Source organism: Enterococcus sp. DIV1368b (genome assembly GCF_050529595.1).
Classification (GTDB): domain Bacteria; phylum Bacillota; class Bacilli; order Lactobacillales; family Enterococcaceae; genus Enterococcus_B; species Enterococcus_B mundtii.
In genome coordinates, this window is the sequence record NZ_CP172883.1 from 2143310 (window position 1) to 2165995 (window position 22686).

Genomic DNA, 22686 nt, shown 5'->3' on the forward strand with positions numbered 1-22686 from the left:
CATCCCTAAAATAGTAGAAACTATTTTAGGATAGTACGGTTCATTGTACATAGTAGTTACTTCCACCGTCTATTCAATTATTGAAGATATCTAATCATCTAGCTCATCGATTTTGATTTTCTAGACGCTTTCGATCTTATTTTATCAATAAACGAGCATTATGCTTTTGGCGTTTCTTCTAAAGCTTCCAAGTATTTATATACTTGTTGTCCAGCAATCCCGCCATCGCCTACTGCTGTAGTGATTTGGCGTAGATCTTTTTCTCGTACATCGCCAATGGCAAATACACCAGGCATGTTCGTACGCATGTCTTGATCTGTTGGAATCCAGCCAGCATCATTTGTGATCCCAGATTTGCGGAAAGGTTCAGTCAACGGATCTAGTCCAACATAGATGAACACACCGTCAGCTGCTAATTCGATTGCTTCCCCTGTTTTTGCGTTGTGCCCTTTGACACCAGTAACGACCATATCATTTCCGATGATCTCATCAGTGATCGTATCCCAAACAAATGAGATTTTTTCGTTCGCAAATGCGCGATCTTGGATGATTTTTTGCGCTCTTAATTCATCACGACGATGAACGATAACGACTTCTGAAGCAAATTGTGTCAAATACACAGCTTCTTCTACCGCAGAATCGCCACCACCGATCACGACTAAGCGTTTGTTACGGAAAAATGCACCGTCACAAACCGCGCAGTAAGAAACACCACGTCCAGCATATTCTTCTTCGCCTGGTACCCCTAGTTTACGATGGATACAACCAGTTGCAATGATGACTGTTTTCGCTTCGTAACTTTTGTCTTCACAGATGACTTCTTTATAGTTGCCATGATCTTTGATATCTTGGACGATACCATAGACATTTTCAGTTCCAAATCGTGAAACACCTTCATACATTTTATACGCAAGGTCTGGACCCATGATCGAATCAAATCCAGGATAATTTTCTACTTCTGCGGTATTGTTCATTTGCCCGCCAGGTGCCCCTTGTTCGATCATCGCTACTGATAAGTTTGATCTTGAAGCATATAGAGCAGCGGTCATACCAGCAGGCCCTGCGCCAATTACGATTACATCATACATATGTAGATTCCTCCGTTTTAAAATCAAGTAAGCCTACTTTACAGCCAATCACACAAAAAGTCTATTGTTCTGCCTACGAGTTTCGAATAGATATATTATACTCGAAATCGATAGACAAAAACAATAGACATTCTTATTCTATCCTATTTGTTCGCTAGATTTTCACCATTCGAAGCAATCACTTGTTTATACCAATCAAATGATTTTTTCTTTGTCCGTTTCAATGTACCATTGCCTTCATTGTCACGATCAACATAGATAAAACCATAGCGTTTCTTCATTTCACCAGTTCCAGCAGAAACCAGATCGATACATCCCCAAGTCGTATAACCTAAAAGATCAACACCATCTAATTCGACTGCATCTTTCATCGCTTGGATGTGTGAAGCAAGATATGAAATGCGATAGTCATCTTCCACATAGCCATTCTCATCCGGAGTATCTACCGCGCCCAACCCATTTTCGACAATAAACAATGGTTTTTGATAACGATCATAAATATCATTCAAGGTTACCCGTAAACCTAATGGATCAATTTGCCAGCCCCATTCACTTGCTTCTAAATAAGGGTTTTTCGTTGATTCAAAGATATTTCCTGCGGTTTGTTCTAATAATTTTGGATCGGTTGTTGAAACACGAGAAGAATAATAAGAGAATGAAATAAAATCAACGGTATGTTGTTTCAATAATTCTAAGTCTCCTGGTTCCATTTTGATCTCGATGCCTTGACGTTCCATTTCTTTTAGCGCATATGCTGGGTATTCTCCTCTTGACTGCACATCGATAAAGAAGTAGTTTTCGCGGTCTGCTTGGCGTGAAGCCCAGACATCTTCTGGTTTACATGAATAAGGATAATAAGCCCCCGCAGCTAACATACAGCCGACTTTATTCTCAGGGTCGACTTCATGCGCGATTTTTGTGGCAATCGCACTCGCTAGTAACTCGTGATGAGCTGCTTGATATTTGACTTGCTCTACATTGTCGCCTTCTTCAAAATACAAGCCAGCACCCATGAACGGTGCATGTAAAATCATGTTGATTTCATTAAAGGTCAACCAGTATTTTACTAATCCTTTATAGCGGTTAAAGATCACGTGACAAAGATTTTCATAAAATCCGACTAATTCACGCGAACGCCATGCCCCGTATTCTTTGACTAAATGCATTGGGCAGTCAAAATGAGTAATCGTTACTAAGGGTTCGATCCCATACTTTTGACATTCTTTAAAGACATCTTCATAGAATTTCAACCCTTCTTCGTTTGGCTCTTTCTCATCACCTAATGGAAAAATACGGCTCCAGGCAATCGATAGACGGTAGGTTTTAAAGCCCATTTCTGCGAATAAGGCAATATCTTCTTTATAGTGATGGTACATATCGATGGCTTCTTTTGCTGGATAAAAATGTTCGTCATCAAACTCAAACATTTTTTGTTGACCGGTAATCACTGGAAAACGATCTGGACCAATCGGCACGACATCTACATTGGCTAAGCCGCGCCCTCCTTCATCGTATCCACCTTCACATTGATTGGCAGCTGTTGCGCCACCCCATAAAAAGTCTTTTCTAAATCCCATCGTTGTTATACTCCTTCCACTACACGTTTTTCTGACAATTCTCTTGCTAATTCATCTTGCACTTCGATGCCTTCTGCTGTTAAGCGATCGATGGCTTCTTTAAATTGTGGTAAATACTCTTGATGAGCAATAAATAATTCATCCATCATGCGTTTCGCTGTTTTACCAGAACGAACTAATGGATTGATCGTAAATGCTTGTAACGCTGTCCCATAATCACCTGTGACAGCTGCTTCGATCGTCAACAACTCCATATTTTTCATCACTTGTAACCAGCCACGTTCTGCTGTAGGTAATGAACCAAAAGCAACACTTCTTGCTCCTTGCGCGCCTACATACGCTGTTACTTCAACGACACAGTCTGCAGGTAGATCAGGCACTGCCCCATTGTTTTTCGTTGAGACAACGATTTGAGTTTCTTTATTGCCATAGATCGAAGCAATCGTTTCACACGCAGCATCCGAATAATAGGCACCGCCTCGTTGTTGTAATTGTTCTGGTTTATGATCGAGTTGCGGATCTTTGTATAGCTCAAACAATTCCGCTTCTGTTTGTTTGACTTGTTGTGCTCGCGTTCCGATCGTGCGGTATTCTTCCAACGCATGCTCCAACATTTCTTCTTCACGATAGTAATAGCGATGATAGCCACAAGGAATCATGTTCATTTGATCGAGTTGTTCTCTAAAGAATGGCACATCGAATATATTTTTTGGCAACCCATTATCTTCCGCATAAAGTTGTTCGATCAAATCTTCGGTACGATCATTTCCTTTTGCATCCGCTACTTTGTGCCAATGGAAATGGTTCAGCCCAGCAAATTTATAAATCAACTCTTCTTTCTTTTCACTGATCATGACTGGCTCTGTCATCATTGCCATTACGGGAACATTGCACAATCCAATCACTTTGTCCCATTTCCCATAACGAACGACTGCTTCAGTCACCATACCGCTTGGATTAGCAAAATTGATCAACCAAGCGTTCGGACAAAGGCGTTTCATATCTTCAACTACTGCTAAGATGACTGGGATCGTCCGAAACGCCTTGAACATCCCACCAGCACCATTGGTTTCTTGGCCTAGCATGCCGTAGTAGGCTGGAATACGTTCGTCTTTTACACGAGCATCCAATTGACCGACCCGAAATTGTGTAGTGACAAAGTCCGCATCTTTCAATGCTTCCTCACGATCCAAGGTCGCATAGATTTTCACGTCATATGGAGAAGCATCCCACATCCGTTGGGCCATTTCACTGACGATCGCTAGTTTTTCACGCCCAGCTTCGATATCGACTAACCAGATTTCACGAATCGGCAATTCATCGTAACGTTTGATAAAACCTTCCATTAATTCCGGTGTATAACTACTTCCGCCACCAATTGTCGCGATCTTGATTCCTTGATTCATACACTCACTCCTTCGTCTTTTTTACAACTCTATTATCATTTTTGTAAATAAAAGTCACAATACTTTTTGATTACTTTGAATAATCATTTACAAAATGATCGATATTCTTGTGATTTTTTGTAAATTTATTGCGCATAACAAAAAGAAAAATAATAAAAAAAAACAAATAAAGCCTAATCTTTTAATCAAAATTAGCGAGTAAAGGAATTACTTCTCTTTGATTTGTTCCATTGACACACTTAATAATACCGTTTACAATTATTTTACATACTTTTAACTAAAAACGTAAAAAAGAGGATCGAATTATGCTATTAAAGGAAAAGCTTAAACAAATCAACTTTTCACCTTCAGAAAGCGAAGTCATCCGTTTTCTCCAAGCCAATGAAACAACTCTGGCCGATCGAACGATTCAACAAATTGCAGCAACTTGCTATGTCCATCCTTCTACTTTGATTCGGATCGCCAAAAAAATGGGGTTTCATGGATGGGTGGATTTTAGAGATGCGTTCATCGCTGAAACAGAATATCTGCAAGGCAACTTTCAAGAAGTGGACGCCAATCTCCCTTTTTCCGAAAATGAAGGCATCATGACGATCGCTAATCGGATTGCGGCACTTGAACGTATGACGATCCAAGATACGTTATCCTTGTTGATGCACGACGATCTCCAACAAGCAAAACAACTTCTGCTGCGAGCCAATAAAATCGTATTATTTTCGAGTGACACCAACACCTTGATCGCTCAATCCTTCAAATTGAAAATGAATCGGATCAAACAAGAAGTGACCATTGTGCCAACTTCTGGTGAGTCTTATTACGATGCCTACAATTGTCAGCCTGAAAACTGTGCAATCTTGATCTCCTATACGGGAGAAAATCAGATGATGCTTCGGACTGCTGAAATTTTGAAAGAAAAAAATGTGCCGATTTTATCGTTGACGAGCATCGGTGAGTCCAGTTTGTCCACAGCGAGCGATGTGGTATTACGCCTGACAACACGTGAACGATTGTACTCAAAAATCAGTAGTTTCACGATCAATACGTCGATCTCCTATTTGTTGGATGTGTTATATAGTTGTGTCTTTGCTGAACATTATCGTGAGAACCTCAATTATTTGATCGAAGTCGGGCAAAAAGTCGATACACGGCAGATCAGTTCATCCATTATGAAAGAAGAACTATTTACCGATTCAATCGAAGATGGCGATTAGTCTACTTTTATAGCGGGAACGATCAGAAAGATTCGTTCAGAACAAAGTTGCTCCTTGAAATTTACTCTCTAATTTAATAGCTGAACTTCTAAGAAAATAAGCCGTAACATCCAAAATATGAGAGGAAACCCTCGGATGTTACGACTTTTTTTGGAATCAGGTACTTAGAAACATCCTCCTGTGGAAAAATGCTCTTTAACACCAAGCTAACTTTCTAAAACCTTGATTTTAAAGGATTTAAACTCATCAAGTCAACGCTGTGATCAACTCATCCCCATTCGTCACGATCTTCGATTGATTCTCGACGATATCCAGGTAATCTGCTGAATTGGTAATAATGACAGGGGTTTCTACGCTATAGCCTTCACTTTCGATTGCATTGATATCAAATCGCAATAAGACGTCTCCTTGTTTCACTTTATCCCCTTGTTTCACAAAAGATTCAAAATGTTTCCCTTGCAATTGTACAGTGTCTAAACCAACATGGATCAACAGTTCCAATCCACTTTCAGAAACTAAACCGATCGCATGTTTTGAAGGAAATAGCGTCATCACTGTCCCATCGAATGGTGCAACAACTTCCCCTTTTTCTGGATAGATCAAGATTCCTCTTCCTAACGCGCCTTTAGCAAATGCTTGGTCTTTTGCTTCGCTTAAAGATGCAATACCGCCTTGGATCGGTGTTTTGACGATTTCTTTGATTTTACTTTCTTTTTTCTCAGGTACTACTTCTTCCGTATCTTTCCATAACAAGAAAGTCAAAGTAAAACCAATCGTTGCTGCAATTGCAATACCGATAAAGGCATTGTACATGCCACTTGCATCGCTACCACTAATGAAGTTCACCACTCCGAAGATGCCCAGTCCACCCATTGTATAACCTGTCGTACCACTCATCATCAAATAGATACCAGAGAGCGAGCCACCAATCATTGAATAAATGAACGGGGTCTTTTTAGGTAAAGTGATTCCATAGATGGCTGGTTCTGTTACGCCAAAGATTCCTGAGATAAAGGCAGGCATACATAAGGCTTTCATTTTCTTGTCTTTAAACTTGAAGTACATCGCTAACACAACGGCAGTTTGTGCAAAACTTGCCCCAAAAACACCTACCAGCATTTGACTTGAGCCATTTTGTGCCAGCTGCATGATCGCCAAAGGAATGATACTCCAATGTAGACCGAAGATAACTAATACTTGCCAGAAGAAACCTAGGACCCCACCATATAATGCTGGTGAAAAATCCATCAATGCTTGGAAACCTGCACTCAACCACTCTGTTAACAAGCTGACGATTGGGCCAATCGCCAAAAAGCCGATCGGTAGAGCAATCAATAAGACCATAAAAGGAACAACAAATGTTTGGACAACTGTTGGAACGATCTTCTTCGCAAATTTTTGCACTTGTCCGGCAAAAGCAATGATAAAGATGACAGGAACAACACTTGATGTATAAGAAGCTCCTACCCAGGGAATACCCAAGAAACTTTCATACGCGGGCAATCCTAAAAGGCTAAGCGGCGCTGCAGCACCTTGATTGGCTGCTTCAAAGCCACTTTGTAATGCCGGTCCTTGTACGGTCGGATAGACAAGGGCTGCACCGATGACGATGCCGACCATTGGATTCAATTTGAATTTTTTAGCTGCTGTATACCCTAAAATAACTGGCATGAAATAAAAGATCGAATCACCGATCCCATTTAACATGATATAAGTTCCGGAAGTCTGCTCATAGAATCCTAAAAAGATAAATAATGCATTCAATCCTTTGACCATCCCGGCAGCTGCTAAAGCTCCTAAGAAAGGCTGGAAACAACCACTTAAAATATCGATCAAACGATTAAATATATTGCCTTTCGCAGGGGCTAATTCCGCATCTTCTGAGATCCCTGCTACACTTAATACATCTGCATATACGTCTGGTACATGATTACCAATGACTACTTGGTATTGCCCACCGCTTTTCATGACGGTCACGACACCATCCATATTCTTCAATGTCTCGTCATCTGCTTTACTTTCGTCTTTTAGCCGAAAACGCAAGCGAGTCACACAGTGCGTCAAACTACTGATATTTTCTTTTCCGCCAACATATTTCACGATTTCTTTTGCTAAATCTTGGTATTTTCCCATGTTCTTTTCCTCCAATTGTTTGATTGAAGGTTTAGCCAACTCAATGTCACTATCCTTTGGTACTCATTCGTTGAACCCACGGCCCTCCTTTTAGTGATTTTTTAAATGATTATTATCTGCCAAACGAGCCAGATGGATCGTTAAGTAGACAATTTCATCGTCTGACATATGATAATTAAATGTTTCCTGTAAGAATAAAGCGATTTTGTCCACGCAGCCAGAAGCCGTTTGGTATTTTCGCTGGATCATCTGGATCAGTTCTTCCTCGACCTCACCTTCTTGGGTAAGGGACGTGTTCATCACACGGCTGAGAAAAAAACGAAGATGCGTGACAAATCGGAAAAAATAAATCGATTCTTCATCAAAGGGTGTTTGATAATAATAGCGAACGATATTCAAAATATCCTGAATGGTTTTCGTAAACTGGTACATATTGTTCATACTATCTTGTTCTGATTGTGCATTGACTAAATGAAGGGCAATGAATCCAGCTTCATTTTCGGATAAATCAAATCCATATTTATGATGGACTCTTTCAATCGTTTTTTTACCTATTTGGTATTCTCTCGGAAATAATTGCTTGATATCATATAATAAAACATTAGGTAATCCAACGCCGGTTTTATAACGTTTAATCGCATTGTATAAATGATCGGTCAATGAAATATAAATGGATTCATTCAATGTCACATCTAACTTTTCTTTCGTATACTCGATGATCTCGTAGGAGAGTTCGAGGTATTCCATCGGGATATCCTCCGCTAATTTTTGAAAATGCCTCGACAGTCGATCATCTGTCAAATGAAATTCTTTATCCACACCCGCTTCTAAAATAGCATCACCAATCTTTTTTTTGAATGCTAATCCTTTTCCCATAACGATCATTTCTCGATTTAATTTGTCCCTTGTGACAACGACATTATTATTTAGAATTTTTTCAATCCGCATAATATCCCCTTTCTATGATTGTCACTCCTAAAAAAACAAAAAAACCCAAAAAGTCAGCCATGGAATCGATTCATGGTGACTGATTAGGTTTAGCTTGCGTGATGCAATCACTATCCAACAGTATGTTCTTTTCTTCATAGTAGCGAAACAATTTTAAAATGTCAACGCTTTCTTTTGTATTATTCCTATATTTCTAAAAAAAATTCTTTCACGTTAACATGGAAACTACCCCTCCCCCAGAACAGCCATTAACCGGATAGTAAGAATAGCCGATGGACTTTTTTGATTTGAATCACACTGCTGGCAATCAAGTCATAAAAAATAAGCCTTGATCCCCAAAAGTTGGCACGTTTTTGGGGATTCAAGACTTATGAGTTGAGGCTAACTATTTTTATCACGGTTTACGATACAAGTGTTTCAAAAACAGATACCTTTATTCTTCCCTGTTACTCACTTTGTAATTTGTACATATCTGCGTATAGCCCTTCTTCGGCTAATAGTGTTTCATGGTTGCCTCGCTCAACGATATGTCCTTTATCTAATACGAGGATCAACTCTGCATCGCGGATCGTCGACAGACGATGAGCAATAGCAATCGTTGTCCGACCTTGACGCATCTTCGCAAGTCCTTCTTGGATCAACACTTCTGTTTCTGTGTCGATATTCGCCGTTGCTTCATCCAGAACTAAGATTTTAGGATCCGTTACAATTGTTCGAGCAAACGTGATCAATTGGCGTTGCCCACTCGAATAGCTTGCCCCTCTTTCAATCACTTTTGAATGATACCCTTTCGGTAAGTCTTCGATGAACTGATTCGCTTGGACAAACTCAGCGGCTTCACGTATTTGTTCATCTGTGATCTCAGGATTCATCATTCGGATGTTTCCAGCGATATCCCCGTAAAATAAGAACGCATCCTGTAACACTAGGCCCATTTTATTGCGTAATTCAGCAATTGGATACTCACGAATGTCGTGATCATCAATCAAGATCTGTCCTTCATAAAACTCATAAAAACGCATCAACACATTGATGATCGAACTTTTTCCACTTCCTGTATGTCCGACTAATGCGACAGTTTCTCCTGGATTAGCAACAAATGAAATATTGTTCAATACATTGTTTTTTCCATCATAAGAGAAGCTGACATTGCGAAATTCGATTTTTCCAGCAGTGATCGTCCGATCCGCTGATTCCTTTTGCTGTGGTGCATATTCTTCCGTATCCATGATTTTCAAGATACGGCTACCTGCGACTGTTCCATCCGTAAAGACACTCAAGAAGTCCATCATTTGTGACATTGGATTAAAGAATCCTTGAACATAGGTGGTGAAAGCAAAAATCAAACCGACTTCAACTGGTGAATGTAACGCATCGAGTCCGAACAATGTCAAAGTCAAGGCAATTGCTAAAGCATATAAAAAACTGATGATTGGACTCAAAAGAATCGAATTTGTCTTGATCATGGCATAGCGAGTCGCTAGATACTCTTCATTGACTTCCTCAAATTCTTTTGCTAAACGCGATTCTTGACGAAATTGTTGGATGATCCGCATCCCAGAAATCGATTCATTTAGTTTTGTGTTCAATTGACTCAAGCGTTCACGCATATTTCGATAGATTCTTGAACTGAATTTTTGATAATACCAGATCACTACTCCTAAAATCGGTAAAAAGATCAGACACCATAGCGCGATTTTTTGATTGATTTGAAACATCGCAATAAATGAAGAAATCACGGCAAAAATTCCTGTTAAAACCATCAGAAAGACATACCAAAATTCAAACAGTGTTTCTGTGTCATTGGTCACACGAGAAACAGTTGATCCAGCTGGCGTTTGGTCAAAGTACCGCATTCCTAGTGTATGCAGTTTCTCAAACAACTTTACACGGATATGTTGGTAGGTCTTCAATGACGCCATCGAATATAGATACCATTGGAAAAACCAGATGATACTTTTGATGATGACTCCAAATAGATAAAGCCCTGCAAAGAAAAGGATGACTTGTGTCGTTGCTGACTGCTTCGCTAGATGCTCATCCATGAATGTTTGGATGATCCTTGGCAATAGCACATTGATGACTGATAATACTAAAGCAAATAAAATCGCAATGATGAATGTCGAGCGAAAGGGTTTAGCAAATTGCATCAACCGTTTAATGATCGAAGCTTGTTCTTTATAGGTCATGGATTTTGACCATTCCGACTGATATTGATCTTCCATTATTCGCTACCTCCTTCAATTTTTGCTTCTAATTGTTGTTTCTGCCACATTTGTTCGTACCAACCACCAAGAGCTAACAACTCTTGATGTGTGCCACGTTCAATGATCCGACCATGATCGATGACGATGATTTCATTGGCGTGCATGACACTACTTAAACGATGGGCAGCAATGATCGTGGTTTTGTTTTTCCGTTCTGCTTTAAGGTTCCGTAAGATTGCTTCTTCTGTCTTAGCATCAACAGCGGATAATGCGTCATCCAAAATCAATAATTCGGGACTTTGGATCAATGCACGAGCAATCGACAACCGTTGCTTCTGTCCACCAGAAAGGGAGACCCCACGTTCACCGACCATTGTCTGGTACCCTTCTGGCAGTCCTTTGATTTCTTTGTTGATATACGCCAATTCCGCTGCTTCTTCCACTTCTTCTGGTGATTTCTGTGGATTGGAGAAGCGAATATTATCTAGGATCGTCATCGAAAACAAGAAATGATCTTGTGGCACATAACCAATCGAGCGCAACAAGGCATCTAGTGAGTAGTCTCTGATCGTTCGTCCGCCAAATTGGATTTCTCCTTGATAATGGTCATACTCACGCATCAATAATTTGATGATCGTCGTCTTACCGGCACCTGTTTTACCAACGATACCTAACGTATCACCTTCATTGATCGCAAATTTGATGTGTTCTAACGCTGGCTGTTCATCGTCTGGATAGGTAAATTGTGTGATTGCCACATTCAACTCACCTTTTGCTGGTGTCATTTCTGCTCCTACTTTTTCGACGATATGTGTTTTCTCATGCAATAGTTCATTGACACGATCATACGAAGCATTCCCTCTCTCTAGTACATTGAACAGACGTCCAATCGCAAACATTGGCCAGACAAGCATGCCGATATAACTGATAAAGGAAACCATCTGTCCAATTGAGATCGTACCATCCAAGACATAACGTCCACCTAAAATAATGGTTGCCACATATGACAAGCCAATGATCAATGTGATGAATGGATCAAAAAGCGCATCTAAAAAGTTTACTCGCTTATTTTTCTCAATGGCATCATCGATCTTTTCTTGGAAATCTTCCAAGTCTTGTTTTTCTTGACCAAATGTTTTGATGACTTTGATACCTGTGATACTTTCTTGCGTTTTATCGTTGATACTTGAAAAGGCTTCTTGTGAATCACGAAACGCATCATGTAATTTTGAGCCTAAGATCCTTGAAGTAACTGCTAATAATGGCAATGGGATCAATGCAATCAATGTCAAGCGCCAATCAATGAATAGAACCATCGCAATGATCGTCGTGCCTCCAGTGATCACTGAATCTGCAAATGTTAAAATTCCTGCACCAGCTACATTTTGGATGGCGTTCAAATCATTCGTTGCATGAGCCATCAAATCACCCGTCCGGTATTTTTGATAGAACAAACTATCCATTCGCGTAAAATGAGCAAATAGACGCTGGCGTAATTCTTTTTCAAGCCTAGCTGCACTGCCCCAAATGTTCATTCGCCAAATATAGCGAAAAAGATATTGCAAAAAGGCCGCAATGATCAATACGCCTATCCACAATGCAATGATTTGCATCGAGATGTTTTGATCGGCGATTTCATCGATAATGATCCCGATGACTTTAGGTGGGATCAACTGCACTAATGCCACCGCGAACAAAGAAAATACGCCAATCAAATAGTGCTTTTTCTCTTGTTTAAAAAACCAACCCAATTTTCTGAAAATCGACATATATTTCCTCCTTCTAACTCCTAAAAATTTCATTTATTTCCGAGGTTGAATTGCATCCTCAGATATCGTTGATCACAATCGAAAAAATATGATCGTCATACCATTTATAAAAAATAATCGTTGATCGGCATGAATGCGCTTTTCTCAAATGAAGAAAAAGAAAAAAGCGAGCTGAAATCAATCAGCCCGCTTTTTGATGTTGTCGAATAAGAACCTACTTCTTCCCTTGGTTCTTCATCTGTTGCATCATCTGACGAATTTTCTTTTCAGATGGTTTTTGCCCCATAGACATCATCATTGATCTTAACATTTCCTCATTAACGGGAGGATTTTTTTCTAAGTAATCTTTCATATATTTACGCGCAAGAAAGAATCCACCGACTGCGCCGATTAACAATGCAATAACTGCAATAAGTACAACGATTCCGTTTGATACCATGTAAATCTCTCCTTTCCTTTTCCTAATTGCTCTCAATGATTCATTTTACTAAAACTTACAAAAAAAAGAAAGGCGTTTTCTTAAGAATATGTAAAAAAAGTCATTTTTATTTCATGATTATACAAATACACCCATTTAGAAAGTAAGCCACATTTAATTTTTAGGTTAGCCGAATTTTTTTCTTTTATTTTTTCGTCTCTGGGTGTAGAATGAATTCGAAAAGAAATAGAAGGGTGGTTTTCATTTGAATAATCACGAAAATAAACATAAATGGATTGAACACACTAATGGGTTATCCCTTTCAGAAGTAAACGGTACGGTCAAAGTACCAAAAGGAAAAAGTTTCTTTCGCACCTTACTAGCCTATTCCGGACCTGGTGCACTCGTAGCAGTCGGCTATATGGACCCAGGTAATTGGTCAACATCGATCACCGGTGGGCAAAATTTCCAGTACTTATTGATGTCAGTTATTCTGATGTCCAGCTTGATTGCTATGTTACTACAATATATGGCTGCCAAACTTGGGATCGTCAGCCAAATGGATCTGGCACAGGCGATTCGTGCTCGTACGAGTAAAACGTTAGGTGTCATTCTTTGGATCTTGACCGAATTAGCGATCATGGCCACAGACATCGCTGAAGTCATTGGTGCAGCGATCGCTCTATATTTATTATTTGATATTCCTTTGGCAATAGCTGTCTTTATTACTGTCTTGGATGTATTTGTTTTACTTCTTTTGACAAAGATCGGTTTTCGTAAAATCGAAGCATTAGTCGTCTGTTTGATTTTCGTTATCCTATTTGTCTTTGTCTACCAAGTGGCGCTTTCAAATCCTGACTGGAGTAGTCTATTCAAAGGCTTTATCCCTAATAGCCAAACATTTGCTGAAGAACCAAAAATCGGCGGAGAGACCCCATTGACTGGAGCTTTAGGGATCATTGGTGCAACTGTGATGCCCCATAATCTCTATTTGCACTCTGCTGTTTCTCAAACCCGCGAGATCGATCGAAAAGATCCAGAAGATATTGCAAGAGCGGTTCGTTTCTCGACATGGGATTCCAATATCCAATTAACGATGGCTTTCGTTGTCAATGCACTTCTTTTGATCATGGGGGTTGCCGTCTTTAAAACTGGTGCAGTTCAAGATCCCTCTTTCTTTGGTTTGTATGAAGCACTTTCCGATCCATCTGCGATGAGTAACGGCGTCTTGATCGCCGTAGCAAAATCAGGCATTTTATCAACCTTATTTGCAGTAGCACTGCTTGCTTCTGGTCAAAATTCAACGATTACCGGTACATTGACTGGACAAGTCATTATGGAAGGCTTTATCCATATGCGCATGCCGATCTGGTTACGCCGTTTAGTAACTCGACTATTGTCCGTCATTCCAGTACTACTTTGTGTCTTGTTCACTAGCTCCAAAGGTACGATCGAAGAACATACAGCGCTGAACAATCTAATGAATGAGTCCCAAGTATTCTTAGCTTTTGCCTTACCTTTTTCAATGATTCCTTTATTGATGATGACCAACAGTCAAGCAGAAATGGGCGCCCGTTTCAAAAATTCACTGATTGTCAAAATACTTGGTTGGTTTTCTGTCATCAGTTTGACGTATTTAAACTTGCGCGGACTCCCAGGACAAATCGAAGCTTTCTTTGGTGATCAAGCTTCCACTGCGTCAATCGCCCTTGCTGATCGGATCGCTTACATCATCATCGTTGCAGTTCTCGCCTTACTCGCTTGGACGATCGTTGATCTTTATAAGGGAAATAAACGCTATGAACAACGTTTACAAGAGTTGTCTTGATCAAAGGTTTTAAACTAAACAAAAAAAGCTTAGATGAACAAAAAATATTTTTACATATTTTTGTGATCTAGGCTTTTTTCTTTATCTAATAACCTTTACAGATTATTCAGGCTTCTACATCTACTAATAATTCTGGAAATACTTCTGGATCAAAGGTTTCAGCTTTGAACATCGCGATTTCTTTCCCATAAGGGGCATAAGCCAATTTTTTATCTTTTCCGACATATGGTGTTTCAAGAATCTTTGAAACATCTTTGAACATTGGTTCATGGACGATTTTATTCAATGCATCAAAACCGATCGTACCAAAGCCGATATTGGCGTGGCGGTCTTTATGTGAACCTTGTGGATTTTTGGAATCATTGATGTGTAGTACTTTTAAGCGATCTAAACCAATCACTTTATCAAACGTTTCAATCACGCCATAAAAATCATTCGCTACATCATAGCCGGCATCGTTCGTGTGGCACGTGTCAAAGGTGACTGATAGCTTTTCATTCAATGTCACCCCATCAATGATCTGTGCCAACTCTTCGAACGTTCTGCCGATCTCTGTACCTTTTCCTGCCATTGTCTCTAAGGCGATTTGTGCGGTCTGTTCTTTCGTCAAGACTTCATTTAGCCCTTCAATGATCCTTGCGATCCCTGCCTCTGCTCCAGCACCGACATGTGCGCCTGGATGCAATGTGATCTGAGTTGCTCCTAATGCTTCCGCTCGAACGATTTCTTCTCTTAAAAACTGCACAGCAAAAGGAAACATCTCTGGTTTCGTTGTATTTCCTAAATTAATGATATACGGTGCATGGACCACTATATTTTTCAGTCCATTTTCTTCCATATATTGTTTTCCAGCTTCAATATTCATTTCTTCAATTGGTTTTCTACGGGTATTTTGTGGTGCGCCCGTATAGATCATAAAGGTAGAAGCACCATAGCTGGCTGCTTCTTCTGCTGCACCTAGTAACATCTTTTTACCGCTCATACTGACATGTGAACCTAATAACATCGTACTCCTCCTATAAAGCCTTCTCGGCTAGTCACTCAGTGAATGGATTTGTTCACTCTCCTTTTATCTTAACTGAAACGGATTTGAAAGAAAAGTTTGAAATCTGTCCAATGATCCGAACAGATACAAAATAACTAGAGGAATTTTTAATGTTTTCTCCAAACCAAAGGTCAAAAAAGACACAAAAAAAGCCATGTCTGTTTTTTTGTTCTATTATTTGCTATAATTAGCGAAATAAAACCATTAGTTGAGGTGAAACCTTTGCCACGTAATAATACACGAAGAAAACAAGCACGACGAACAAAAGAAAAGTGGTTTGTTCCTAAGGTCATTTTTCGCGTTTTTCAATCATTAACCGTTTTTATCATGGTTCTTATCATTCTATTCGCTGCATTAGGTGTGGGAGTCGGTGCCGGCTATTTTGCGTATCTAGTTGAAGATACAAAGCTACCTTCCAAATCTGAGTTACAATCTGAGTTAGGCAATATAACCGAAACATCAAAACTTGTTTATGCCGATAATACAGAGATCTCGACGATCCAAACTGATTTGATGCGGACTACTGTACCTTCAGATCAAATGTCACCTTATTTAAAATCTGCGATCATCAGCACAGAAGATGAATATTTTGAAGAACATAAAGGCTATGTTCCTAAAGCGGTGATCCGAGCACTTTTCTCTGAAGCAACTGGGATCGGCTCATCTGGAGGATCAACGCTGACACAGCAGTTAGTCAAGCAACAGATTTTGACCGATGAAACAACCTTTAAGCGTAAAGCAAATGAGATTTTATTAGCTGCTCAAGTCGAGAAACATTTTACCAAAGACGAAATCATCTCCACTTATTTAAATGTTTCGCCTTTCGGAAGAAACAATAAAGGCCAAAATATTGCCGGTGTCCAAGAAGCTGCGCAAGGGATCTTCGGTGTCAATGCGAGCGATTTATCCTTACCACAAGCCGCATTTATCGCAGGTTTGCCACAAAGTCCGATCACCTATAGCCCTTATACCAATACAGGTGCATTGAAAGAAGACCTTACTGCCGGCTTAGAAAGAAAAGACATCGTGCTATTTAGCATGTATCGTGAACACCAAATCACAAAAGAACAATATGAAGAAGCAAAAGCCTATGACTTAACAAAAGATTTCTTAGGTCAACAAGTGGCAGAACAAACTGACCGTGACTTCTTATATTACACGGTCATGAATGCCGCGACCGATATCATTGCTAGACAATTGGGAGAAAAAGATAACGCAGATCTATCCGATACAGACGTCTACAATGCCTACTATCAACGTGCAGAACAAACGATCCAAAATCAAGGCTACACGATTCATTCAACGATCGATAAAGGCATCTATGATGCGATGCAAGCAGGTGTTGCCAATTATGGTTACTTACTTGATGACGGGAAAGGCACGCCTGTTGAGACCGGTAATGTTCTGATGGATAATAAAACCGGGCGAGTTTATGGATTTGTCGGTGGTCGTAATTATGCGCTGAACCAAAATAATCATGCCTTTGATACTCAAAGACAAGCCGGTTCATCGATCAAGCCGATGTTGGTTTATGGCCCAGCGATCGATATGGGCTTAGTTGGTTCAGAATCACGTGTTTCTGACTATGCAACCACTTGGCAAGAAGGCGCAAATGCCGGTGAAGACATCGTCAATGCGACGAATAAAGGCTCAAATACTTTCCAAACGATTCGTGAATCATTGGAATGGTCGAACAATATCCCTGCTTACCATTTATATCAAGATGTTTTGAACAATGGCGGATCAAAACAATACGCCTATGAGACATATCTAGCAAAAATGAACTATCCCGCGAATGCCAACTGGGGCGTTGAATCGGCACCACTGGGAACAGTCGATGTCACTACTCTTCAACAAACCAATGGCTTCCAGGCATTAGCAAATAATGGCGAATTCCAGCAAGCATATATCATTGATGCGATCACTGATAATGATGGAAATGTTATTTATCAACACGAAGTTAAACCAGTGCGTGTCTTTTCCGAAGCCGCAGCTTCGATCGTCAATGATATGTTGCGTAGCGTTATCAATGAAAAAATCACCACACCATTCAAAGATGATATCACTAGTCTCAATGGTAGCTTAGGCCAAGCAGACTGGATCGGTAAAACTGGTTCAACGAATGATTACCGAGATTCATGGTTGGTTGTCTCTACACCATCTGTCACGATCAGTAGTTGGGCAGGACACGATGATAATACCGGAATGGATGCCCAAGCAAGATTGCGTTCATCCAAATATTTAGCCAACTTGATCAATCAAGTGTATCAAGTAAACCCAACGATTTTTGGTACCGATCAGAAATTCACACTTGCTTCTGATGTGAAGAAAGAAGACGTTTCTGCCTTTACAGGACAATTACCTGGAAAAGTGACCGTTGACCGAAGATCGATCAATACACCTAGCAAAACTGTCGAGTCTCTTTGGGCAAAAAATGGTCCTGAGAAAAGCACCTTTAAATTTGGTGTAGGTGGAACAGATGAAAATTATAAAGATTACTGGAACACTGTCGGAACATTCGAACGTGAGAATCCCCAGAACAAAGAGGATGACAAAGACGACGATTAATAAAACAATCTGAGTCCACTATTCTTTTTCAAAAAAATGAGTCTGGTCTTGATAAATGATATCAAGATCAGGCTCATTTTTTATACGTTTTTACTTGTCTTTGGTGAAGCATTGACCCTGCTATTTCCACAAAAAAGTAGCTAAAACGACTATTCTTTGTCATTTCAGCTACTTTTAGTTATCGTTTTATTCGATCAATCGCTTGATGTTTCTCCCAATCGATTTATTTCGTTGAACCTTTTTCTTCAATTCCATATGGTAAGATGATTGTTTTTTCTTCTACTTCTTCTTTGTTCATCATTTTTGTCAATAGACGCATTGATACCGCACCTAAGTCATATAATGGTTGCGTAATACTTGTCAAGCGTGGGCGAGCAACTTCAGTCAATAAAGAGTTGTTGCTTGTGATGATCTCAAATTCTTCTGGTACTTTGACACCACGGTCAATCAAGCCATCTAAAATACCGATTGCTAGTTCATCATCCGTTACATAAACAGCAGTTGCTCCACTATTGTGGATACGTTCTACTAATGACAAGCCATCTCTAAAATTATAGCTTGATTCAAAGATCAAACCTTCACTATAAGTCAGTCCGTTTTCTTTCAACGCTTCTTTGTAGCCTTTCAAACGGTTTTGGCCATTGATCGGGTCAATCAATGCACCACTCACAAAGGCAATTTTTTTATTGCCGTTTTTAGCTAATTTAGTTACTGCATCTTTTGTCGCTGAAGTATAGTCGATATTGACACTTCCTACTTGTTCGTCTGGATCGATCGAACCAGCTAAAACAACTGGAGTTTTTGAACGTGAGAATTCGCCACGGATTTCATCTGTGATATGATGCCCCATGAAAATCACACCGTCAACTTGTTTGGCTAAAAGATTGTTCAGTACGTTGACTTCTTTTTGGTCATTTCCGTCTGAATTTGCCAAAATGATATTATATTTGTACATCGTTGCCACATCATCGATCCCACGTGCTAATGAAGCAAAGAACATATTGCTGACATCTGGGATGATGACCCCAACCGTCGTTGTTTTTTTACTTGCAAGACCACGAGCTACAGCATTTGGTCGATAATCTAAGCGGTCAATGACTTCCAATACTTTTTTTCTTGTAGCTGGTTTTACATTTGGATTCCCATTGACAACACGTGAAACAGTAGCCATCGAAACATTTGCCTCTCTCGCTACGTCATAAATAGTGATAGTTTGTTTTTCCATCGTTGTTCTCCTATTCTGTTTTTATATCTTTTCTGAAAATACGATTTACATTTCTAAAACAGGATATCAAAGATTGACAGAAATTGCAACCGTTTTACTAGCGTTTTCATGAAAAAAATCACCTTTTTCACTTTTAGTCAATTGGTCTTTTTTTACAAGAGTGGTACAATGAATTATCGAAACATGCCATAAATGCGAAAGAAGGATGTCCAAATGAATCTTGAAAAAATCAATGAATTACGCCAATGGATGGCTCAAAAAGAAATCGACCTTGCTTATATCAGTGATCCAGGTCATATCGCCTATTTTGCTGGTTATGAAAGTGAACCCCACGAACGTGTACTAGCTCTATTTCTTCCACTTGATCAAGATCCTTTCTTGTTTACACCAGCGCTAGAAGTAGAAGATGCACAAAATAGTCCTTGGGCCTATGATGTCCGAGGTTATCTTGATAGTGAAGATCCTTGGCTATTGATCGGGCAAGAGATCCGCACCCGTTATCCACAAATAAAAACGATCGGGATCGAAAAAAATGCGTTGACGGTTGATCGCTTTGACGCGTTATCGCAACAAATGACAAGCAGTGTCCGATTTGCTGACCTGACTCCAGTCATCCAACGTCTGCAATTAATCAAAACAACAAAAGAAAAAGAGCAATTGATTGCGGCAGGAAAATGGGCAGATGTAGCTTTTGAAATTGGTTTTCGCTCCATCAAAGAAGGCGTAACGGAACAAGCAATTATTGCTGAAATCGAATATCAACTAAAAAAACAAGGGGTATCTCAAATGTCTTTTGACACGCTAGTTTTAGCGGGGACAAATGCAGCAAGCCCTCATGGAACACCTGGAAGTACCACGATCCAACCAAATGAACTTGTCTTGTTCGATCTAGGTGTCGTATGGGATGGCTATTGTAGTGATGCGACACGAACAGTTGCCTTCCAAAAACCGACAGAATTTCAAGAGAAAATCTACCAAATCACGCTTGAAGCCCAATTAGCAGCTCAAGAAGCTGTTCGTCCAGGCGTCACAGCCGCTGAACTTGATCAAGTCGCACGTAACGTCATTGAAAGCTACGGCTACGGTGAATACTTCAATCATCGTCTAGGTCATGGTATTGGTACAACGGTTCATGAATATCCCTCACTAGTGGCAGGCAATGATCTAGTGATCGAAGAAGGCATGTGCTTCTCATTAGAACCAGGTATTTATATCCCTGATCAAGTAGGCGTAAGAATCGAAGATTGCGTCTATGTCACAAGTGACGGTTGTATCCCATTTACAACAACACCAAAAGAATTATTAGTGGTGGAGTAAGGTTGTGAAAGAAGCGTTCAGCACTGAGTAATAAGACCGAACCATCGAAAATGGCTTTTTCATTTTTGATGGTTTTGGCTTATTATTGAAGTGTTGCTTCTTGAACACCGTTCATCGAGGTTGTGAGAAAGCCGTTCTGCTCCGAGTATTAAGACAGAACTTGAGAAAATAGCTTCTCATATTTTTTCAAGTTTTGACTTAATATTGAAGGAGCTGGCTTTCGAACACCGTTTATCAAGGTTGTGAAAGAAGCGTTTTGACCTGTAAATAAGCGATCACCCCAAAGTAGAAACTATTTTCGGGTTATCGCTTATTTTTTTAGTTGCTTTTTCTGATATCCGTTAGTTGTTGATACCTATTCATTTGCTATTTGTTGCTTTAAATAGAATTTTGTTGTGCCAACAAAAGGCATATTTTCCACCGAAGCAAACACTTCAAAGCCATGCCTTTCGTAGAACTCTCGAGCTTGATAATCTTGCGTATTGACGGTCATATACAAACACTGGTTTTCCAAAGCTGTTTGTTGAACCGCTTCTATTAATCGCGATCCGATGCCTTCGTGACGGTACGATTGATCTACGGCGAGTAATGATAGATGCAAGTTATTTCCAAATAAAGATGCCACTGCGCCACCGATCCACTTATCATCCTTAGATGCACTGATTGAAATGGTTTGAGTTGTTAAATGTTCATTTGTAGAAAATGATTGCATATATTGTTCGTTCAGCAGACCAATGATTTTCTTTTCTGTTTCTTCGGAATCGCTTTTCTTGATCTCAATCATTTACAATATCCTCTCCACGTAAGATTAGAGAAAAAAGGACACGAATCAGGTTGTTTCCTGATCGTGCCTTTTCTTGCTCACTTTTTAGTGTTGCTTATTTAAATGTATCTTTTAGATCTTCTTTCGCAGTAGCTGCATCTTCTTTTGCCATCTCAGACAAGATTTTTGCATCTTCAGCTACTGGTTTAGCTTCGTCAATGCCTTCTTTTACAGTACTACCTGCTTGGTCTGCTGTATCTTTGATGTCGATCATGATGTCTTCTTTCGCAGCAGCTGCTGTGTCGCCTAAATCAGCAGCTGATTTTTTGAAACGATCAGATAAATCAGCTGATTGCTCTTTCAATGTCACTAAAATATCTTCTGATTCGTCTCCTGCGTCGGCTGTTGCGTCTGAGACTGTTTGTTTGACATTACCAGCTAAATCGCCTGCTTGTTGTGAAAGATCATGCGCTTTGTCTTTTGCGATACTTGTCAATTCAGTTGATTTTTCTTTTGCCATCTCTGTATAATCAGAAGCCATATCTAGAAAATCATCCGCTTGTGCTGCTAATTCATCACGTAATTCTTTACCTGATTTTGGTGCAAGTAGCAATGCTGCCACTGCTGCGGCTGTACCACCAATCACTGCACCTAGTAAAAATCCACCTTTTTTTGCCATGATTATTTTCCTCCTGTCGTATCTGTTGTTGGTTTTTTATGTTTAAAGAATTTCACTGCAGTCCCACCGACTTTGCTGGCAACAGTTGCTTTTGCTGTTGTTTTACCAATGCCACCAACTTTTGTAACGATGTGTTTGCTTGAAGAATTCAATTCTGATACACTCTCGCTCAAATCAGCGACAGCTGTAAATAAAGGATCGATCGTTGCTACTTTTCCGTTGATATCATTCAACAATTCGTTGCTTTTCACTAACAAGCCTTCGACTTGTCTCGATAAAAGATCAACATCTTTGGTAACGACTTCAATCGTTGTGTTTGCTTCTGTTACTGTTTGTTCTGCTTTTTCAATCGTTTTTGCTAATCGAATCAATACACGTACTAGAAAGACCACAAGTATTGCAAAAGCAATTGCTGCAATCAAGCCAGCAATTTCTCCAACTGTCATAATCAAGCCTCCTTCTCCTCTTCTTGCTATAAGGATAGCATTTTCATATTTTTTAAAC

The 22686-nt window shown here is 39.8% G+C and carries 17 protein-coding genes; 4 read left to right on the forward strand and 13 right to left on the reverse strand.

The annotated features are described in order from the left end of the window. Positions 1–158: 158 nt before the first annotated feature. From trxB to IGJ19_RS09840, 3 genes are all read right to left on the reverse strand, one after another. On the reverse strand, positions 159–1088 hold the full coding sequence (gene trxB / locus IGJ19_RS09830) for a thioredoxin-disulfide reductase (protein ID WP_430603857.1): 930 nt from the start codon (positions 1086–1088) through the stop codon (positions 159–161). A gap of 143 nt (positions 1089–1231) precedes the next feature. Then, entirely contained in the window at positions 1232–2665 is a 1434-nt protein-coding gene (locus tag IGJ19_RS09835) for a 6-phospho-beta-glucosidase (RefSeq protein ID WP_019724140.1), read from the reverse strand. A gap of 5 nt (positions 2666–2670) precedes the next feature. Then, positions 2671–4071, reverse strand: coding sequence for a 6-phospho-beta-glucosidase (locus IGJ19_RS09840; protein WP_074799540.1), 1401 nt, complete (start codon positions 4069–4071; stop codon positions 2671–2673). Positions 4072–4376: 305 nt separating this feature from the next. Here IGJ19_RS09840 and IGJ19_RS09845 point away from each other — a divergent pair, with 305 nt between their 5' ends. Next, a complete protein-coding gene (locus IGJ19_RS09845; RefSeq protein ID WP_430603859.1) occupies positions 4377–5282 on the forward strand; it encodes a MurR/RpiR family transcriptional regulator in 906 nt (301 codons plus the stop codon). Positions 5283–5528: 246 nt separating this feature from the next. Here the strand turns inward: IGJ19_RS09845 and IGJ19_RS09850 are convergent, their stop codons facing one another. From IGJ19_RS09850 to IGJ19_RS09870, 5 genes are all read right to left on the reverse strand, one after another. Then, positions 5529–7415 (reverse strand): beta-glucoside-specific PTS transporter subunit IIABC, encoded by a 1887-nt coding sequence (locus tag IGJ19_RS09850; protein ID WP_074799542.1) that lies wholly within the window; start codon positions 7413–7415, stop codon positions 5529–5531. 90 nt (positions 7416–7505) lie between these two features. After that, on the reverse strand, positions 7506–8363 hold the full coding sequence (licT, locus tag IGJ19_RS09855) for a BglG family transcription antiterminator LicT (RefSeq protein ID WP_019723114.1): 858 nt from the start codon (positions 8361–8363) through the stop codon (positions 7506–7508). Positions 8364–8809: 446 nt separating this feature from the next. Further along, entirely contained in the window at positions 8810–10588 is a 1779-nt protein-coding gene (locus IGJ19_RS09860; protein ID WP_071866771.1) for an ABC transporter ATP-binding protein, read from the reverse strand. After that, positions 10588–12339 (reverse strand): ABC transporter ATP-binding protein, encoded by a 1752-nt coding sequence (locus tag IGJ19_RS09865; RefSeq protein WP_086334950.1) that lies wholly within the window; start codon positions 12337–12339, stop codon positions 10588–10590. The genes IGJ19_RS09860 and IGJ19_RS09865 overlap by 1 nt, the downstream gene beginning before the upstream one ends. Before the next feature lie 214 nt (positions 12340–12553). Beyond that, positions 12554–12778 (reverse strand): YneF family protein, encoded by a 225-nt coding sequence (locus IGJ19_RS09870; protein WP_010734944.1) that lies wholly within the window; start codon positions 12776–12778, stop codon positions 12554–12556. A 244-nt stretch (positions 12779–13022) separates the two neighbouring features. Between IGJ19_RS09870 and IGJ19_RS09875 the strand changes: the two genes are divergently transcribed. Further along, positions 13023–14585 carry an Nramp family divalent metal transporter gene (locus tag IGJ19_RS09875; RefSeq protein ID WP_023520012.1) on the forward strand — a complete coding sequence of 521 codons (1563 nt, stop codon included), beginning with the start codon at positions 13023–13025 and terminating at the stop codon, positions 14583–14585. A gap of 106 nt (positions 14586–14691) precedes the next feature. Here the strand turns inward: IGJ19_RS09875 and IGJ19_RS09880 are convergent, their stop codons facing one another. Then, positions 14692–15591, reverse strand: coding sequence for a deoxyribonuclease IV (locus tag IGJ19_RS09880; protein WP_019723118.1), 900 nt, complete (start codon positions 15589–15591; stop codon positions 14692–14694). 261 nt (positions 15592–15852) lie between these two features. On the opposite strand from IGJ19_RS09880, the gene IGJ19_RS09885 reads away from it, so the two are divergent. Next, positions 15853–18198, forward strand: coding sequence for a transglycosylase domain-containing protein (locus tag IGJ19_RS09885; RefSeq protein ID WP_074799543.1), 2346 nt, complete (start codon positions 15853–15855; stop codon positions 18196–18198). Positions 18199–18421: 223 nt separating this feature from the next. On the opposite strand, the gene ccpA is transcribed toward IGJ19_RS09885, so the two are convergent. Continuing rightward, complete coding sequence (gene ccpA / locus IGJ19_RS09890) at positions 18422–19423, reverse strand: catabolite control protein A (RefSeq protein WP_023520019.1); 1002 nt, start codon at positions 19421–19423, stop codon at positions 18422–18424. Between the two features lie 213 nt (positions 19424–19636). On the opposite strand from ccpA, the gene IGJ19_RS09895 reads away from it, so the two are divergent. After that, positions 19637–20740 (forward strand): aminopeptidase P family protein, encoded by a 1104-nt coding sequence (locus tag IGJ19_RS09895; protein ID WP_104776165.1) that lies wholly within the window; start codon positions 19637–19639, stop codon positions 20738–20740. Between the two features lie 355 nt (positions 20741–21095). Here the strand turns inward: IGJ19_RS09895 and IGJ19_RS09900 are convergent, their stop codons facing one another. The 3 genes from IGJ19_RS09900 to IGJ19_RS09910 all read right to left on the reverse strand — a co-directional run bounded on the left by IGJ19_RS09900 (position 21096) and on the right by IGJ19_RS09910 (position 22628). Beyond that, positions 21096–21524, reverse strand: coding sequence for a GNAT family N-acetyltransferase (locus IGJ19_RS09900; protein WP_260697667.1), 429 nt, complete (start codon positions 21522–21524; stop codon positions 21096–21098). A gap of 94 nt (positions 21525–21618) precedes the next feature. Continuing rightward, complete coding sequence (locus IGJ19_RS09905; RefSeq protein ID WP_019724317.1) at positions 21619–22182, reverse strand: YtxH domain-containing protein; 564 nt, start codon at positions 22180–22182, stop codon at positions 21619–21621. Positions 22183–22184: 2 nt separating this feature from the next. Next, positions 22185–22628, reverse strand: coding sequence for a DUF948 domain-containing protein (locus IGJ19_RS09910; protein ID WP_010734932.1), 444 nt, complete (start codon positions 22626–22628; stop codon positions 22185–22187). Positions 22629–22686 lie beyond the last annotated feature (58 nt).

Coding starts and splice junctions, on each gene's coding strand:
- IGJ19_RS09835 (WP_019724140.1), bottom strand. CDS start 2,665: ATGGGATTTAGAAAAGACTTTTTATGGGGTGGCGCAACAGCTGCCAAT.
- IGJ19_RS09865 (WP_086334950.1), bottom strand. CDS start 12,339: ATGTCGATTTTCAGAAAATTGGGTTGGTTTTTTAAACAAGAGAAAAAG.
- IGJ19_RS09900 (WP_260697667.1), bottom strand. CDS start 21,524: ATGATTGAGATCAAGAAAAGCGATTCCGAAGAAACAGAAAAGAAAATC.
- licT (WP_019723114.1), bottom strand. CDS start 8,363: ATGCGGATTGAAAAAATTCTAAATAATAATGTCGTTGTCACAAGGGAC.
- IGJ19_RS09895 (WP_104776165.1), top strand. CDS start 19,637: ATGAATCTTGAAAAAATCAATGAATTACGCCAATGGATGGCTCAAAAA.
- IGJ19_RS09905 (WP_019724317.1), bottom strand. CDS start 22,182: ATGGCAAAAAAAGGTGGATTTTTACTAGGTGCAGTGATTGGTGGTACA.
- IGJ19_RS09880 (WP_019723118.1), bottom strand. CDS start 15,591: ATGTTATTAGGTTCACATGTCAGTATGAGCGGTAAAAAGATGTTACTA.
- IGJ19_RS09860 (WP_071866771.1), bottom strand. CDS start 10,588: ATGGAAGATCAATATCAGTCGGAATGGTCAAAATCCATGACCTATAAA.
- IGJ19_RS09840 (WP_074799540.1), bottom strand. CDS start 4,071: ATGAATCAAGGAATCAAGATCGCGACAATTGGTGGCGGAAGTAGTTAT.
- IGJ19_RS09910 (WP_010734932.1), bottom strand. CDS start 22,628: ATGACAGTTGGAGAAATTGCTGGCTTGATTGCAGCAATTGCTTTTGCA.
- trxB (WP_430603857.1), bottom strand. CDS start 1,088: ATGTATGATGTAATCGTAATTGGCGCAGGGCCTGCTGGTATGACCGCT.
- IGJ19_RS09870 (WP_010734944.1), bottom strand. CDS start 12,778: ATGGTATCAAACGGAATCGTTGTACTTATTGCAGTTATTGCATTGTTA.
- IGJ19_RS09850 (WP_074799542.1), bottom strand. CDS start 7,415: ATGGGAAAATACCAAGATTTAGCAAAAGAAATCGTGAAATATGTTGGC.
- ccpA (WP_023520019.1), bottom strand. CDS start 19,423: ATGGAAAAACAAACTATCACTATTTATGACGTAGCGAGAGAGGCAAAT.
- IGJ19_RS09845 (WP_430603859.1), top strand. CDS start 4,377: ATGCTATTAAAGGAAAAGCTTAAACAAATCAACTTTTCACCTTCAGAA.